Annotated in this window: 12 protein-coding genes; 5 read left to right on the forward strand and 7 right to left on the reverse strand. The window is 67.1% G+C overall.

Annotated elements, in window-relative coordinates; all coding sequences use genetic code 11:
• Nucleotides 1-11 precede the first annotated feature (11 nt).
• On the reverse strand, nt 12-476 hold the full coding sequence (bfr, locus tag CGX12_RS09225) for a bacterioferritin (RefSeq protein WP_094039594.1): 465 nt from the start codon (nt 474-476) through the stop codon (nt 12-14).
• 445 nt (nt 477-921) lie between these two features.
• On the opposite strand from bfr, the gene CGX12_RS09230 reads away from it, so the two are divergent.
• Genes CGX12_RS09230 through CGX12_RS09250 form a run of 5 tightly spaced genes read left to right on the forward strand, consistent with a single transcriptional unit; the run spans nt 922 to nt 6692 of the window.
• The gene (locus tag CGX12_RS09230) at nt 922-3054 is read left to right on the forward strand and encodes a TonB-dependent receptor (protein WP_094039595.1); all 2133 of its coding nucleotides are present in this window, start codon (nt 922-924) and stop codon (nt 3052-3054) included.
• On the forward strand, nt 3048-3947 hold the full coding sequence (locus CGX12_RS09235; protein WP_142995597.1) for an ABC transporter substrate-binding protein: 900 nt from the start codon (nt 3048-3050) through the stop codon (nt 3945-3947). The genes CGX12_RS09230 and CGX12_RS09235 overlap by 7 nt, the downstream gene beginning before the upstream one ends.
• Nucleotides 3928-5049 (forward strand): FecCD family ABC transporter permease, encoded by a 1122-nt coding sequence (locus CGX12_RS09240; protein WP_094039597.1) that lies wholly within the window; start codon nt 3928-3930, stop codon nt 5047-5049. The genes CGX12_RS09235 and CGX12_RS09240 overlap by 20 nt, the downstream gene beginning before the upstream one ends.
• Nucleotides 4974-5897, forward strand: coding sequence for a FecCD family ABC transporter permease (locus tag CGX12_RS09245; protein WP_176442037.1), 924 nt, complete (start codon nt 4974-4976; stop codon nt 5895-5897). The genes CGX12_RS09240 and CGX12_RS09245 overlap by 76 nt, the downstream gene beginning before the upstream one ends.
• A gap of 3 nt (nt 5898-5900) precedes the next feature.
• On the forward strand, nt 5901-6692 hold the full coding sequence (locus tag CGX12_RS09250; protein ID WP_094039599.1) for an ABC transporter ATP-binding protein: 792 nt from the start codon (nt 5901-5903) through the stop codon (nt 6690-6692).
• Between the two features lie 72 nt (nt 6693-6764).
• Here CGX12_RS09250 and CGX12_RS09255 read toward each other — a convergent pair whose 3' ends face one another.
• The 6 genes from CGX12_RS09255 to CGX12_RS09280 form a co-directional block, all read right to left on the reverse strand.
• Complete coding sequence (locus tag CGX12_RS09255) at nt 6765-8573, reverse strand: IucA/IucC family protein (protein ID WP_094039600.1); 1809 nt, start codon at nt 8571-8573, stop codon at nt 6765-6767.
• Between the two features lie 4 nt (nt 8574-8577).
• Nucleotides 8578-9144, reverse strand: coding sequence for a GNAT family N-acetyltransferase (locus tag CGX12_RS09260; protein WP_094039601.1), 567 nt, complete (start codon nt 9142-9144; stop codon nt 8578-8580).
• A 25-nt stretch (nt 9145-9169) separates the two neighbouring features.
• Entirely contained in the window at nt 9170-10354 is a 1185-nt protein-coding gene (locus CGX12_RS09265) for an MFS transporter (protein WP_094039602.1), read from the reverse strand.
• Nucleotides 10351-11670, reverse strand: a complete 1320-nt coding sequence (locus CGX12_RS09270; RefSeq protein ID WP_094039603.1) for a lysine N(6)-hydroxylase/L-ornithine N(5)-oxygenase family protein — start codon at nt 11668-11670, stop codon at nt 10351-10353. Before CGX12_RS09270 ends, CGX12_RS09265 begins: the two co-directional genes overlap by 4 nt.
• A complete protein-coding gene (locus tag CGX12_RS09275; protein ID WP_094039604.1) occupies nt 11667-13232 on the reverse strand; it encodes a pyridoxal phosphate-dependent decarboxylase family protein in 1566 nt (521 codons plus the stop codon). Before CGX12_RS09275 ends, CGX12_RS09270 begins: the two co-directional genes overlap by 4 nt.
• A 335-nt stretch (nt 13233-13567) precedes the next feature.
• Nucleotides 13568-14093, reverse strand: a 526-nt coding sequence (locus CGX12_RS09280) for a TolC family protein (RefSeq protein WP_176442038.1), incomplete at its 5' end; no start/stop codon positions are given.

Here is a 14093-nt window from a genome sequence, read left to right on the forward strand (position 1 = left end):
CCCTGGTCTCCCTACATCTGTGCCTGCAGATAGTTCTTGATGCCGATGTCCCGTATCAGCCCCTGCTGGGTTTCCAGCCAGTCGACATACTCTTCCTCATATTCGAGGATATCCTCCAGCATGTCCCGGCTGACATAGTCCCCCTTGGACTCGCAGTAGGCGATGGCCTCGCGCAGCAGGGGCAGCTGTTCCAGCTCCAGGGCCAGATCGCATTGCAGCATCTCTTCTGCGTGCTCGCCGATACGCAGCGGGTCGAGCTTCTGGAGGTTCGGCAAGCCCTCGAGGAAGAGTACCCGCTCGATCAGCGCATCGGCCTGTTTCATGTCCTTGATCGATTTTTTGTACTCTTTTTCATCCAGCTCTTTCAGCCCCCAGTTCTTGAACATACGGGCATGGAGGAAATACTGGTTGATGGAGGTCAGCTCTGCCGTCAGGACCTGGTTCAGGTACTCGATGATCTTTTTGTCGCCTTTCATGGGAAAGCCTCTCGTGCCAATCGGGGTGAGGGTGTAGTGCTGTCGCCACTCAAAGCCTAGGCGGGAAATCGGAAGATCTCCATCGGATGAGGGGGTCGTACGGAAAACACCGGGATGGCACCCCAAGCCTGGTGTCCACAAAATCAGAAAAAAGTTCCCCTGCATATTGCAATAGGAAATCAAATACAAAATAATTCCCAAACAAAAATTATTCTCATTTGAATTGGGGTTTCCTCTCTATGCCAAGGAACAGTGCGCCTTCATTCCCCTTCCGTCATCGCCGCCGCCTTGGTGCCCTCATCGACCGGGCTCGGTTGCCCGGCCGCACCCGTATGCCGGAAGGTTTTTTGACGTTCTGACCCATCGCAAAGGACGGGCGGAAGAGGAGGAAGGTCGCTCTTCGCCTGCCCATGGATATCGGCCTTCAGCACAGAGCAAGGATTATATGAGCAAGATAAGCAAGGTATCGCCGGTGCTGGCGATGATGGTGGCGGCCCCGCTGGCGGTGGAGGCCCAGGCGGCAGAACCCTACGAGCTGGAAACGGTGGTGGTCAGCGCCACCCGCCAGGGCATGGAGGCGAGCGAGCTGGCCCATGCGGTGACGGTGATCGACCGCGAACAGCTGGATACCCAGTTGCAAACCGCCCGCAACCTGGGGGAAGTGCTGGCGAAGACGGTGCCGGGCATGGCGCCGGCCAGCCAGACCCTGACCAACTTCAACCAGACCCTGCGCGGGCGCAACCTGCTGGTATTGATCGACGGTATTCCGCAGAACACCAGCCGTAACATCAGCCGCGACCTGATGAACATCGACCCCGCCAATATCGAGCGCATCGAGGTGCTGCGCGGTGGCAGCGCCGTCTACGGCAGCGGCGCCGCCGGTGGCGTGGTCAATATCATCACCCGGCGCAACAAGGGCGAAGCCGTGACCAAGGTCGGGGTGCAGAGCTCCCTGTCCAGGGTGACGGGTGACGGCCTGGGCTATCGCGGCGAACAGTCCCTGGGGGGCGGCAACGAGACCTTCGATTACGGTTTCAACCTGGCCTGGGAGCACCAGGGCGCGGCCTTCGACGGCAATGGCGATCGCATTGCGCCCGAGCCCAGCCAGGGTGACCTGTCGGATACCGACAGCCTCAACCTGGCCGGCAAGGTCAGCTGGCACCTCGACGCCGGCACCCTGACCCTGTCCGCCAACCATCTCGACGCCAAGCAGGACACCGATTACGCCTCGGATCCGGCGGTCAATGCCGCGGCACCGGGAGATGTCCGGGCCAGGGCCATCTCCGGGCTGCAACTGGACGAGCAGAACCGTACCCGCAACAGCCTGGTGAACCTGGCCTGGAATGCCGACCAGACCCCGCTGGGGGTGGTGGACGCCCAGCTGTACTACCGCGACTACCACGCCCGTTTCACCCCCTTCGATGCCCGCAACATAGCGGCCTGGGGCAACAACCTGGCACAGACCTACCTGGACAGCGAAACCCTCGGCAGCCGCCTGACCATCAACTCGGATCTGAACGACAATACCCTGCTGCGCTGGGGGCTGGATCTGAGCCGGGAAAAATCGGAAATGCCGGTGACCACCTATGATATCGCGGCCTACGACAACAGCGGCGGCCTGGTGTTCGTCGATACCGGAGACCAGTTGTTCATGCCGCCGTTGACCCAGCGCACCGTCGGCGCCTTCGCCCAGCTGGAGTACGACTTCAGCGAACGCCTGCGCGGCGAGGCCGGCACCCGCTACGAGCACGCCAAGGCGTCCTTCGACGACTTCACCACCCTGGGCGGCAACGCCATCGAGGGCGGCGACGTCAGCTTCGACGACGTCCTGTTCAATGCCGGCCTGGTATACAGCCTGACCGACAGCATGGAACTCTACGGCAACTTCTCCCAGGGCTTCGAGCTGCCGGATCTGGGGCTGCAGCTGCGCGTCGCCCCCTCCGGCTTCAACGTGAACGACTCCGAGCTCAAGCCGATCAAGACCGACAACTACGAGCTGGGCTGGCGGGGCGACTGGGGCTATACCCAGGGCAGCCTGGCCCTGTTCTACAGCACCTCGGATCTGGGACCGGTAGTGATTCAGGACTTCGCCTTTGCCCAGCGCCGGGCGAAAGAGCGGATCTACGGGGTGGAAGCGACCCTGGATCACCGGCTCAACGAACAGTGGCAACTGGGCGGCCTGCTGACCTGGATGGAAGGCGAGAGCTACGACGAGGCGGCGGGCGAGTGGAAGGCGCTCAACGGCTACCGTATCCCGCCGCTGCAGGTGCGGGCCTATGTGGAGTACAGCCCTCATGATCAGTGGCTGCACCGGTTGCAGGCCAACTACAGCGGCTCCCGGGACGACGCCTTCAAGGACAAGGTGGGCTTCGGCAGCCGCCAGGTCGACAGCTACACCACCCTGGATTACAGCACCCGCTACGATCAGGGCCGGCACGGCTTCAGCCTGGGGGTGGAAAACCTGCTGAACAAGGACTACTACCATGTCTATGGCCAGTTGCTGCGGGACGGCAAGAACACCAGCCATATCCCCGCCAGTGGCGCGACCCTGAAGCTGGGTTACCAGTACCGGTGGTAAGGCGCTTTTTCCTGCCGTTGCTGGTGCTGCTGCACCCGCCGGCCTGGGGCGAAACGGCGGCCGGGTGCCGCCTTTTGCCCCATGCCATGGGCGAGAGCTGCGTGCCCGCACAACCCCGGCGGGTAGCGGTGCTGGATACCGGCGAACTGGATATGGCCCTGGCGCTGGGGGTGACGCCCATCGCCGCCACCACCCCCTATCAGGTCGGGCAGTTTCCCGCTTACCTGGCGCCGGCGGTACCGCCGGTGGCGCTGGGGGTGGTGCAGGAGCCGGATCTGGAACGGCTGCTGCAACTGCAGCCCGATCTGATCCTGGGTAGCCGGCTGCGCCATGGCCGGCTCTATCCGCTGTTGTCCGGCATGGCGCCCACCGTGTTCAGCGAGAGCGTCGGCGCCGGCTGGGCGGAGAACTTCCTGCTGTTTGCCCGGGCCCTCGATCGCGAGCCGCAAGCGGAACGGCGGCTGGCGGCCATCGATGCCCGCTGCCGGCGCATCGCCGCCCTCCATGCCCGCAAGGGCCATCCCACCCTGTCGCTGGTGCGCTCCATGCAGACCCACGTCCGGCTGTACCTGCGCGACTCCTTCGTCGGCAGCCTGCTGGCGCGTTGCGGGCTGGACCGGCCGGCGTCCCAGGCGGGCGGCGGCTTCGCCCGGCAACTGGCGTCGCCCCGCCATATCGAGGCCCTGGACGGCGATATCATACTGCTGAGCGAATACGCCCCCGAGAAGGGCTCCCTGATCCGGCGCTGGCAGGATTCCGCCTTCTGGTCGTTGCTCGGCGGGCGGCTCTACGAGGTGGACGACGGCTACTGGATGCTGGGCATAGGCCCGCTGGCGGCGGAAAAGGTGCTGATGGATCTGGAGCGGATTATCGATGACTACTCGCCCCGTTAGTCCCTGGCGGCGTTGGCTGCCGCTGGCCGTGTTGCTGCTGTTGCCGCTGGCCCTGCTGCTCGGCGGGGATAACCTGGCCGGGTCCGGCTGGCGCTGGCTGCTGGGTGGCGGCGAGGCGATGCCGCCCGTCGACTACCTGGTGCTGACCGAACTGCGGCTGCCCCGGCTGCTGGCGGCCCTGCTGATCGGCGCGGCCCTGGGCACCGCCGGTTGCCTGCTGCAGCGGCTGACCCACAATCCCCTGGCCAGCCCCGGCCTGCTCGGGCTGAACCAGGGCGCGGCCCTGGGGCTGGTGTGCCTGCTGATCTCGCCCCTGCCCTTTACCCTGTGGCATGCCTGCCTGGCCGCCCTGGGCGGGGCCACCCTGGCCATGGTGCTGGTGTTCGGCGTGGTCAGGCTGGCCACCGGCCGGCTGGCGGCCGACAGCCTGCTGCTGTTCGGCGCCCTGCTCAGCACCCTGCTCGGCGGCCTGGGAACCATGCTGCTGCTGCTGGATCAGCACGCGCTGGACGTGATCCGCTTCTGGTTGGCGGGCTCCCTGTCGCTGGTGGTGCCGGCCCAGCTTCCCCCCCTGGCCGCCCTGGTCTTTCCCGCCCTGCTGCTGGCGCTGCTGTGCGGCCGGCCGCTGGAAATACTGGAAACCGGGGGCGACACCGCCCGCAGCCTGGGACTGAACCCGGTGCTGGTGCTGCTGGCGGTGTCGGCCGTGGTGCTGCTGCTGACGGCGGCCTCGGTGGCGGTGAGCGGCCCCATCCTGTTCGTGGGCCTGGTGGTGCCGCACATGGCCCGTTTCTGGCTGGGCGAGCGGTTGCACCGGCAACTGATCGGCAGCATGGTGCTGGGCGCCGGCCTGCTGGCGGCGGCGGATGGCCTGGTGCTGGCGGTCGACGAACAGGACCGGCTGCCGCCGGGCATGGCGCTGGCCCTGCTGGGGGTGCCCTGGTTCCTGTGGCTGGTGCGACGGAGGTACCTCGAGCGGGGAAGCGACATCTGCGTCATTACGGTTATCTGTGGCTGCTGCCGCCGGTGCTGGCCTGGTGCCTGCTCAACGGCAGCGTCGACACCCTGTCGCTGCTGCTGGCGCCGGAGCATCGCGGCCTGACGTTGCAACTGATCGGCGAGCTGCGCCTGCCGCGGGTACTGACCGCGGCGCTGGTGGGGGCCGGGCTCGGGCTGGCGGGGCTGCTGCTGCAGACCCTGTCCCGCAACCCGCTGGCCGATCCCGGCATCATCGGCATCAACCAGGGCGCGGCGCTGGCGGTGGTGCTGGCGTTGCTGCTGATACCCGGCCTTTCCCCCCAGTGGCTGCCGTTGCTCGGGCTGCTGGGCGGCCTGGCCAGCACGGCCCTGCTGTGGTGGCTGAGCCGGGGCACGGCGGCGGTGGCCCTGATCCTGATGGGAATCGGCTTGAGCAGCCTGCTGAGCGCCCTGATCGGCTGCCTGCTGATCCTGGCCGACAGCCAGCAGATCGCCATGGTGATGACCTGGCTGGCGGGCAGTTTCGCCGGCAGCCACGGCGACCCGGCGCTTACCACCCTGGGCTGGGCGGCGCTGCTGCTGCCCGCCGGCTGGCTGCTGTGCCGGCAACTGGCGCCGCTGCAGCTCGACCCCCTGAGCAGCCGCATGCTGGGCACCCCCGTCGCCCTGCTGGAAAGCCTGTGCCTGCTGCTGGCCTGTGCCCTGAGCGCCATGGCGGTGGCGGCGGCCGGTACCCTCGGCTTCGTCGGCCTGCTGGCGCCCCATCTCGCCCGGGCTCTGCATCCGCCCCAGCCCGGCAAACTGGCGCTGCCGGTGATGGGCTACGGCGCCCTGCTGACCCTGCTGGCCGACTGGCTCGGCCGCAGCCTGTTCGCACCGGTGCAACTGCCGGCCGGCCTGCTGCTGGCCTTGCTGGGGGTACCGGTGTTCGTGCTGTTGCTGCTCTGGCAACAACGTTTGCGAGGAAAATAAGAGATGAACGAGGATGCCATCAGGGCCGAGGGTCTGAGCGTCGGCTACCGTGGCCAGCCGCTGATCGAGCGGCAGAACGTGGCGATACCGGCGGGCCGCATCACGGTGCTGCTGGGGGCCAACGGTTGCGGCAAGTCGACCCTGCTCAAGACCCTGGCCGGGTTGCAGCCCGCCCGGGAAGGGCGCATCCGGATCGGGCAAGAGAAGCTCGCCGCCATTCCGGGGCGCCGGCTGGCCCGCCGGCTGGCGTTTTTGCCCCAGCATCCCGCCGCGCCCGATACCCTGACGGTGGCGGAGCTGGTGATGATGGGGCGTTACCCCTACCGCCGTCCCCTGTTGCCGCCGGCCCCGGCGGACCATGGGGCGGTGGCCGAGGCGCTGCGGCAGACGGACATGGCGCCCCTGGCGGAGCGCCGCCTTGCCGCCCTCTCCGGCGGACAGCGGCAGCGGGCCTGGCTGGCCATGGTGCTGGCCCAGCAGACCGACATCCTGATGCTGGACGAGCCGACCAGCTACCTGGATCTCAGCCACCAGTACGAGCTGCTCAACCTGCTCCGGCGGCTGAACCGGGAGCAGGGCAAGACCCTGGTGCTGGTGCTGCACGATCTGAACCAGGCCTTCGAGTTTGCCGACCACCTTATCTACATGAAGCAGGGCCGGCTGGTCGCCGAAGGCTCGCCGGCCGAGACCGCCACCCCCGCACTGGTCGACGCCATCTTCGGCCTGCACTGCGACATCCGGCCCCATCCCCAGGCAGGCTGCCCGCTGCTGATCCCCCTGGCGGGATGCCGCTAGCCGGCGGACGAGCGCATCGAGAGGAGCGTGTGTGATGATGGTCGCGGCGCAATGCCGCGACCGGGAGGCGCCTCAGGGGCGGAAGGGGGCGATGGGGTTGGCCAGGTTGCCGGCGAACTTGAGGTTCTGGGCGGGGTCGGCCAGGTTGATCATCTGCTGGTTGTTGCCGAGCTGGAGCCGGTTCAGGCAGGAGTGCAGGAACTCGGGCGCGAACAGGTCGTAGCGGGCAAACTTCTCCGCCAGGTGCGGATGGGCCTGTTGGTAGGCGTGCGCGCAGTCGGCCACCAGCTCCCAGAAGCGCTGCTCCGGATAGCCGGCGTGGGCCACCAGTATCTGGTTGAGGTAGCGGAAGATGCCGTCGAACACGTCGGTGAAGATCGACAGCAGCTTGAGCTCGTCGGGCACCGACACCGCGATGCGCCGTACCCCTTCCGGCAGCGTCGCCTCGGGGTCGAGCACCGCTATCTCCTCGGCGATGTCCTTCATGATCGCCTTGACCGGTACCTGGCCGTCGAGCACCAGGATCAGGTTCTCGCCGTGGGGCATGAAGGCCAGATCATAGGTGTAGAAGGCGTGCAGCAGCGGGCTCAGGTAGCAGTCCAGGTAGCGGCGCAGCCAGTCGTCGCCGTCCAGCCCCGAGGCTTCGATCAAGGCCGGCAGCAGGGCCCGCCCTTCTTGATCCACATGCAACAGCGCCGCCATGGTCATCAGCCGCTGCCCCGGGCCCGCCTGGGGCAGCGGGCTTTCGCGCCAGAGCGCGGAGAGCATCTTCTTGTAGGGACTGTCCTGTTTCACCGCCTGGTCGTAGTGGGAGTGGCGATAGCCGATGGAGGCCACCTCCCGCAGCATGGTGAAGCCCTTGGCGGCGAAGTAGGGATCGGCGGCGAGCAGGGCGTGCAGCCACTGGTTGATGGCCGGGGTGGCGCTCATGTAATAGGGCGACAGGCCGCGCATAAAGCCCATGTTGAGGATGGACAGGGCCATCTTCACATAGTGCCGGTCGGGCCGGCTCAGGTTGAAGAAGGTGCGGATCGACTGCTGGGCCTGGTAAGCGTCCGGCCCCGTACCCAGGTAGACGATATGGCGGGCGGCGATGTCGGGGGAGAAGATGCTGACTACCTTGTTGTGCCACTGCCAGGGATGAACCGGCATCAGCAGGTAGTCGGCGGCATGCTCCACCTGGGCCGCCAGGCGCTCGTCGAAGGCGGCCAGGGTGTCGGGGTCGAACTCCCGGCGCAGCAGCTGCTCGTAGCTGAGCTCGTCGAGGCAGGCGAACCGGGCCCGACTCTTGTGCACTCCTATCCAGATCAGGCTCACCGGCGACGCGGCCTCGGGGGCGTAGGCGGCGTAGTCGTTGCCGTCGAAGCCGATGCGGCCGTTGTTGGCGACGAAGGCGGGGTGGCCCTCCATCATCGCCGCCTCCACCTGCTGGAAGTCGGCCTCGAGCAGCTCGGCCACCAGCGGGCCGCCCTTGGCGTGCTTGTAGGCGCTGCCGTACAGGGTGCTGGTGATCTCTTCCATGTAGGTGGGCAGCATGGCGTCCGCAATGCCCAATCGGTGCTGGAACTCGGCGATGAAGCTGAGCGAGTCGAGGGGGGCGGGCGCGCCCGCCACCCGTTTTTCGATGGACTCGGCGTCGATGTCCCAGTGTTCCAGGCTCAGCAGCCGGGCGCGGAAGCGGTATTCCACCTCGCCCTCGTCGGCGGCCAGCCGGTAGTGGCCCCAGCCGTCCTGGTCGCGCCGCCACTCGGGGGCGAGCAGGCGCTCGTGGGAGAATTCGCTCAGCGCCTTGCGCAGGTGCAGGCGGTTGACCCTGGCCCAGCGCTCGGGTTGCAGGTGGACCACGGCCTGGGCCGGGGAAAAGAAGGGTTGTGCGGTCATGGGATCAGTCCTCGATCAGGGCGGAGTGGTATTGGTCACGGGTACAGAAGGCGAGATGGGCCGTCTTTTCCGGCAGCGGTATCTGCCGCTGGTAGACGAAGCCGGCGCGCCGGTTCAGGGCATGGATCTTGTCGTTGCGCACGTCCGGCTCGACCACCACCCGCTGTACTTCGGGCTGGCTGAACAGGAAGTCCATGATGGTGCGGAACACCTGCCAGGTGAAACCGCGGATCGGCCGTTCGGCCGGGGCCACCAGCACGTGCATGCCGTGGTCCCCGGGTGCCACCGGGTAGTGCTGGCCGATGCGGTCATGGCGGGGATCGTAGCATTCCACCAGGAAGGCGGGGCGGCCGTCGTGCAGCCCCAGCAGGGCCTCGGCGTGGTCGCAGGCGTCCATCTCCCGGTAGAAGGCCGCAACCTGCTCCGGGGTGTGGTCCTGCATGCCCCAGAAGCGGGCGTAGTCCCGGCTCAGCCAGTCGTGGAGCAGGGCCGTGTCCTGCTGCGGGTCGAGCGGGCGCAGGGCCAGCTCGCCCAGGCCGGGCACTCTCTTGCGAAAGCGAATGTCGGTCATGAAGTCTCCTCTTGGCGGGGCGGTATCAGGGCGTGGCCACCGCGTCGGGGGCGGCGCGGGTGGCCGTCCTCAGGGTGAGTGAGTAGAGCGCTATGCTGGCCAGGAAGCCGAGGGCGGCGGCGAAGAAGGTCACCGTCAGGCCCTGGGCCACCACCAGGCTGCCGGCGGCGAAGGACGACAGCAGCACCCCCAGGTTCTGGCAGAAATGCACCTTGCTGAAGTCGGTGGCATAGTCGGCCGGGGTGCTGAAGCGGAACAGCAGCAGGTCCAGCCGTACCATGGCCTGGAACAACGCCCAGCCGTACAGCACGCGGCCGGCCAGCACCACCGCCGGCTGGGGGGCGGCCTGCAGCAGCAGCCCGGCCAGGCCCAGGGCGATGGCCGAGACGATGGCGCCATGGCTGCAGTCCTGGCCCTTGCCGGTGCGGTGATTGACCCAGAGCGCGACGAAGGCCACCAGCCCGGGGATGGCGTACACCGCCCCCGACACCATGGGGCTGGTCAGGCCCGACACCGCCTCCCAGTAGCGGGAGAAGAAGGGGCGTACCAGGAAGGCGCTGAAGTAGAACACCAGCATGATCAGGCCGAGGCGCAGCACCAGTCCGGGCACCTTGGGGGTGCTGGGGGCGTCTGCCGCCGGGGCGGCCTTTGCCGCTGCCAGATGACGGCCCTGGCTCAGCAACAGCAGGCAGATGCCGACCTGGATGAAGTCCCCCAGGGGCATCACCAGGAACATGTCCCTGGGCGCCATAAACTGCAGCACGGTGCCGCCCAGCACGGCGCCGGCGATGCTGCCCAGGTGCACTATCACCGACAGCAGGCCGATGGTGCCGCCGTGTTTGTCCTGGTGCTCCAGGCTCATCACGTAGGGGTAGATCAGCAGGTAGCTGGCCTTGAACACCAGCATGGTCAGCGACAGCACCCAGAAGCCGGCCAGGGTTTCGGCGAAATAGCACCAGATGCCCAGGGTGCCGGCCACCAGCTGGGTGTACACCAGCAGCTTGAGCACGGCGATCTTCTTCGCCACCCAGGCCCAGACCGGAAAGGCCAGCATCACCGTCAGGCAGATGGCCCCGATATAGAAGCCCACATGGTGCGGGCTGCGCTCCCCGTAGGCGCCTTCGAAGAACTGGGGATAAAAGGGCAGCAGCATGGTGTCGAACACCACCGCCAGCAGGGTGATGGCGATCAGCGCGGGTTTGAGTTTCATAGGGTGATCGCTTCCCGCTCGGGCACCGCCGCCGTGGGGGCGGCAAACTGCTGGAAGGCGATGCGCCTTTCCACCGGATAATGCTCCTGGCCGGTCAGTTCGCGGATCAGCCAGGAATTGCGGTAGCAGGCCATGCCCAGATCCGGGGTCACCAGGCCGTGGGTGTGGGACTCGGCATTCTGCACGAAGATCTGATTGCCGCCGTGGTCGATGCTGTAGTTGCGGGCCACGTCGAAACGACCGCACCCGTCCCAGCGGATGCGCCTGGCGATGCCCTGCACAAACTCGGGCAGGCAGGGCCGGTAGCCGGTGGCCAGCACCAGCGCCTGGGTGCGGTGACGGTAGTCGACGCCCTGCTCGGTTTGGCGCAGCGTCAGCGCCAGGTCGCCGTCCACCGGGGTGACCGCCTTCAGCTCGGAGTTGGTGTGCAGCTGCACCCGGATGTCGGCGAGCAGCCGCTTCTGGTAGAGCAGATCGTAGATGTCGTCGATCAGGCTGGCGTTGATGCCCTTGTACAGCCCCTTCTGGCTCTGCAGCAGGCTGTCCCGCTGGTGCGGCGGCAGGGCGTGGAAATAGTCCACGTATTCCGGCGAGGTCATCTCCAGGGTGAGCTTGGTGTACTCCAGGGGGAAGAAGCGGGGCGAGCGGGTGATCCAGCTCAGCTGGTAGCCGCGGCCGTCGATGTCCTGCAGCAGGTCGCGGAAGATCTCGGCCGCGCTCTGGCCGCTGCCGACCACGGTGATCGCCTCCCGCTGCTGCAGTTCCGCCTTGTTTTGCAGGTAGTGGGCGGAGTGGATGACGGGGCCCTCCACCTCGCGGCAGCACTCGGGCAGGTAGGGCCGGGTGCCGGTGCCGAGCACCAGCTTGCGCGCCAGGAAGCTGAGGGCGTCGCCGCTCTGGCGATCGGTCGCCCGGATGCGGTAGCACCGCTGCGGCTCCAGGTACTCGATATGCTCGACCCGGGTGTTGAAGCGCAGGTTGGGCAGCCGGCTCACCGCCCACTGGCAGTACTGGTTGTACTCGTTGCGCAGCAGGAAGAAGTCCTCCCGGATATAGAAGGAATAGATCCGGCCCTGCTCCTTGATGTAGTTGAGGAAGCTGAAGGGGCTGGTGGGATCCGCCAGGGTCACCAGATCCGCCATAAAGGGGGTCTGCAGGGTGGCGTCTTCCAGCAGCATGCCGGGATGCCAGTCGAAGCCCGGTTTCTGATCCAGGAAAATACCCTTGAGCCCTGCTATGGGGGCGGTCAGGCAGGCCAGGCCCAGGTTGAAGGGGCCTATGCCGATGGCGGCAAAGTCGTGGATGCTGTCGTTCATGCGGGGATCTCCGTGGCCAGCCGGGGCTGGCAGGGTTCCGGCTGGGCCAAGGCCTCGCCGTGGTGCGCGATCAGGGTGGCGACGGCGTCGATGTCCGCCAGGGTGGTGGCCGGGTTGAGCAGGGTCAGCTTGAGGTACTGGCGTCCCTCGACCTTGGTGGCGGCGATCACCGCCTCGCCGGAGCGGAAGATGGCCTTGCGGATCTCGGCGTTGATCCGGTCGAGCTGGTCCGGGTCTGCCCCGGCCGGCACATAGCGGAACACCAGGGTGCTCAGGGTGGGCTTGTGCAGCAGCTCGAAGCCCGGGCGCCGGGCCAGCAGGCGGTGGGCGTCCCGGGTCAGGGCCAGCAGCTGGTCGAAGGCTTCGCCGATCCGCGCCGCCCCCATGGTGCGCAGGGTCAGCCAGAGCTTGAGCGCGTCGAAGCGGCGGGTGGTCTGGATGCTCTTGTTGACCAGGTTGGGGGTGCCCTCGCGCAGCTGGCTCAGGGGGTTGAGGTAGTCGGCGTGGTGGGTCACCACCGCCAGCTGGCGCTTGTCCTTGACGAAGAAGGCGCCGCAGCTCACCGGCTGGAAGAAGGACTTGTGGTAGTCCACGGTGACCGAATCGGCGTATTCGATGCCCTTGAGCAGCTGCCGGTGGCGGGACGATACCAGCAGGCCGCAACCGTAGGCGGCGTCGGCGTGCAGCCAGAGATCGTAGCTGCGGCAGATGGCGGCGATGTCCTCCAGCGGATCCAGGCTGCCGAAGTCGGTGGTGCCGGCGGTGGCCACCACGGCGATGGGGATCAAGCCCCCGGCCAGGCAGGCGTTGATCTCCCGCTCCAGCTCCAGGGTATCCATGCGGAAGTCGGCATCGCAGGGGATGGACACCACCGCCTGATAGCCCAGGCCGAGGATGGCCGCCGACTTCTGCACGCTGAAGTGGCTGGCGGCGGAGGTGAAGATGCGGAACTTGCCGGCATTGGCCGGCAGGCCGTGGAGCTTGTTGTCGTGCCCCTGCTGCTTGCGGGCGCAGTGGTTGTCCCGGGCCAGCAGCAGCGCCATCAGGTTGGACTGGGTGCCGCCGCTGGTGAAGATGCCGTCGGCCTCGGGGCCGAGCCCTATCTTGCCCAGGGTCCAGTCGATCAGCTTCTGCTCGATCAGGGTGCCGCCCACGCTCTGATCCCAGGTGTCGAGGGAGGAGTTGATCGCCGTCAGTATCTGCTCCGCCAGCAGCGCCGGCACCACCACCGGGCAGTTCAGGTGCGCCAGGTAGCGGGGGTGGTGGAAGTAAACGGCGTCGTCGAGGTAGAGCCGCTCCAGCTCCGCCAGCGCCGCCTCGGTGCCGGACAAGGCCTGGTCCAGATCGATGCCGGCGAAGTCGGGCGCCAGCTCCCGGGGCTGTATGCCGGTGAAGGGGCGGGTGGCGCCGGCGGTTTTCCGCTGCACCAGTTCGATGCCGCTGTGCAGGCTGTCCCGGTAGTGGGCGAGATTGCGGTGGTTGAAGAGAAAGTCGGTGGGGGACGCTGTCGTCGGATCCGCCGCCGCGGCCCGGGTGGTCCCGTGCTGAATTGTGTCCGTCATGGTGTTTTCCTTGTGCTCCGCCCTCTCTGGGGCCTTGTGCCTGGTTCTGTTCGTCACTGTCACCGATGGTGTGGGGCCCTATCGGCGCCCAGCAAGATAATTAAATGCAAAGATAAATGCAAATGGTTATCAATAGGTTTTGCGTCTGTTTTCGACGCCTGACCGGCCGCCCGCGCTCCAGCAGCAAGGTGCCAGCCTGCAAACGGCGGAGGTTCAGTGCCCGGCTGCCTGATTTTTAAACCATGTGGTGCTCTGGGCTAAGGAAGAGGAAAGCGCGCCAGGGGGCTGGAGGAGGTAGGGTTGTGAACCCCGGCGCCGGGGCCGGGGAGCTGCGCTCAGCCGGCCTGCCAGCCGCCGCCGAGGGCCTTGAACAGGTTGAGGGCGCCGTCCAGCCGGTTCTGGCGCAGGTTGGCCAGTTGTTCTTCGGCGCTGAACAGGGTGCGCTGGGCGTCGAGCAGGGCCAGCAGCTCGTCGGCGCCTTCCCGGTAGCGGGCCTCGACCAGGCGCAGGCTTTCCCGGGCTTCGTCGACGATCAACTGCTGCTGGGCTTCCTGGTCCCGGAACAGGGCGGCGTTGCCGAGGGCGTCTTCCACCTCCTTCAGGGCGGTGAGGGCGGCCTTGCGGTAATTTTCGGCCAGCTCCCGCCGGCGGGACTCGGTCAGCCGTACCTGGGCGCGCAGCCGGCCACCGTCGAACAGCACCTGGCCGAGCGAGGCCCCCAGGCTCAGGGTGCGGGTGGGATCCGCCAGCGACAGCAGGGCATTGCTTGCCAGGCCGCCGCTGCCGGTGAGGCTGATGGCAGGCAGCAGGGCGGCGCGGGCCGCCGGAGGGGAGTCCTCGCAGAGAGCCCGCGCGACCCTG

The sequence above is a fragment of the Zobellella denitrificans genome, from assembly GCF_002237365.1.
Taxonomy (GTDB): Bacteria; Pseudomonadota; Gammaproteobacteria; order Enterobacterales; family Aeromonadaceae; genus Oceanimonas; species Oceanimonas denitrificans.

Coding starts and splice junctions, on each gene's coding strand:
- CGX12_RS09240 (WP_094039597.1), top strand. CDS start 3,928: ATGACTACTCGCCCCGTTAGTCCCTGGCGGCGTTGGCTGCCGCTGGCC.
- CGX12_RS09270 (WP_094039603.1), bottom strand. CDS start 11,670: ATGAACGACAGCATCCACGACTTTGCCGCCATCGGCATAGGCCCCTTC.
- CGX12_RS09275 (WP_094039604.1), bottom strand. CDS start 13,232: ATGACGGACACAATTCAGCACGGGACCACCCGGGCCGCGGCGGCGGAT.
- CGX12_RS09255 (WP_094039600.1), bottom strand. CDS start 8,573: ATGACCGCACAACCCTTCTTTTCCCCGGCCCAGGCCGTGGTCCACCTG.
- CGX12_RS09260 (WP_094039601.1), bottom strand. CDS start 9,144: ATGACCGACATTCGCTTTCGCAAGAGAGTGCCCGGCCTGGGCGAGCTG.
- bfr (WP_094039594.1), bottom strand. CDS start 476: ATGAAAGGCGACAAAAAGATCATCGAGTACCTGAACCAGGTCCTGACG.
- CGX12_RS09250 (WP_094039599.1), top strand. CDS start 5,901: ATGAACGAGGATGCCATCAGGGCCGAGGGTCTGAGCGTCGGCTACCGT.
- CGX12_RS09230 (WP_094039595.1), top strand. CDS start 922: ATGAGCAAGATAAGCAAGGTATCGCCGGTGCTGGCGATGATGGTGGCG.
- CGX12_RS09265 (WP_094039602.1), bottom strand. CDS start 10,354: ATGAAACTCAAACCCGCGCTGATCGCCATCACCCTGCTGGCGGTGGTG.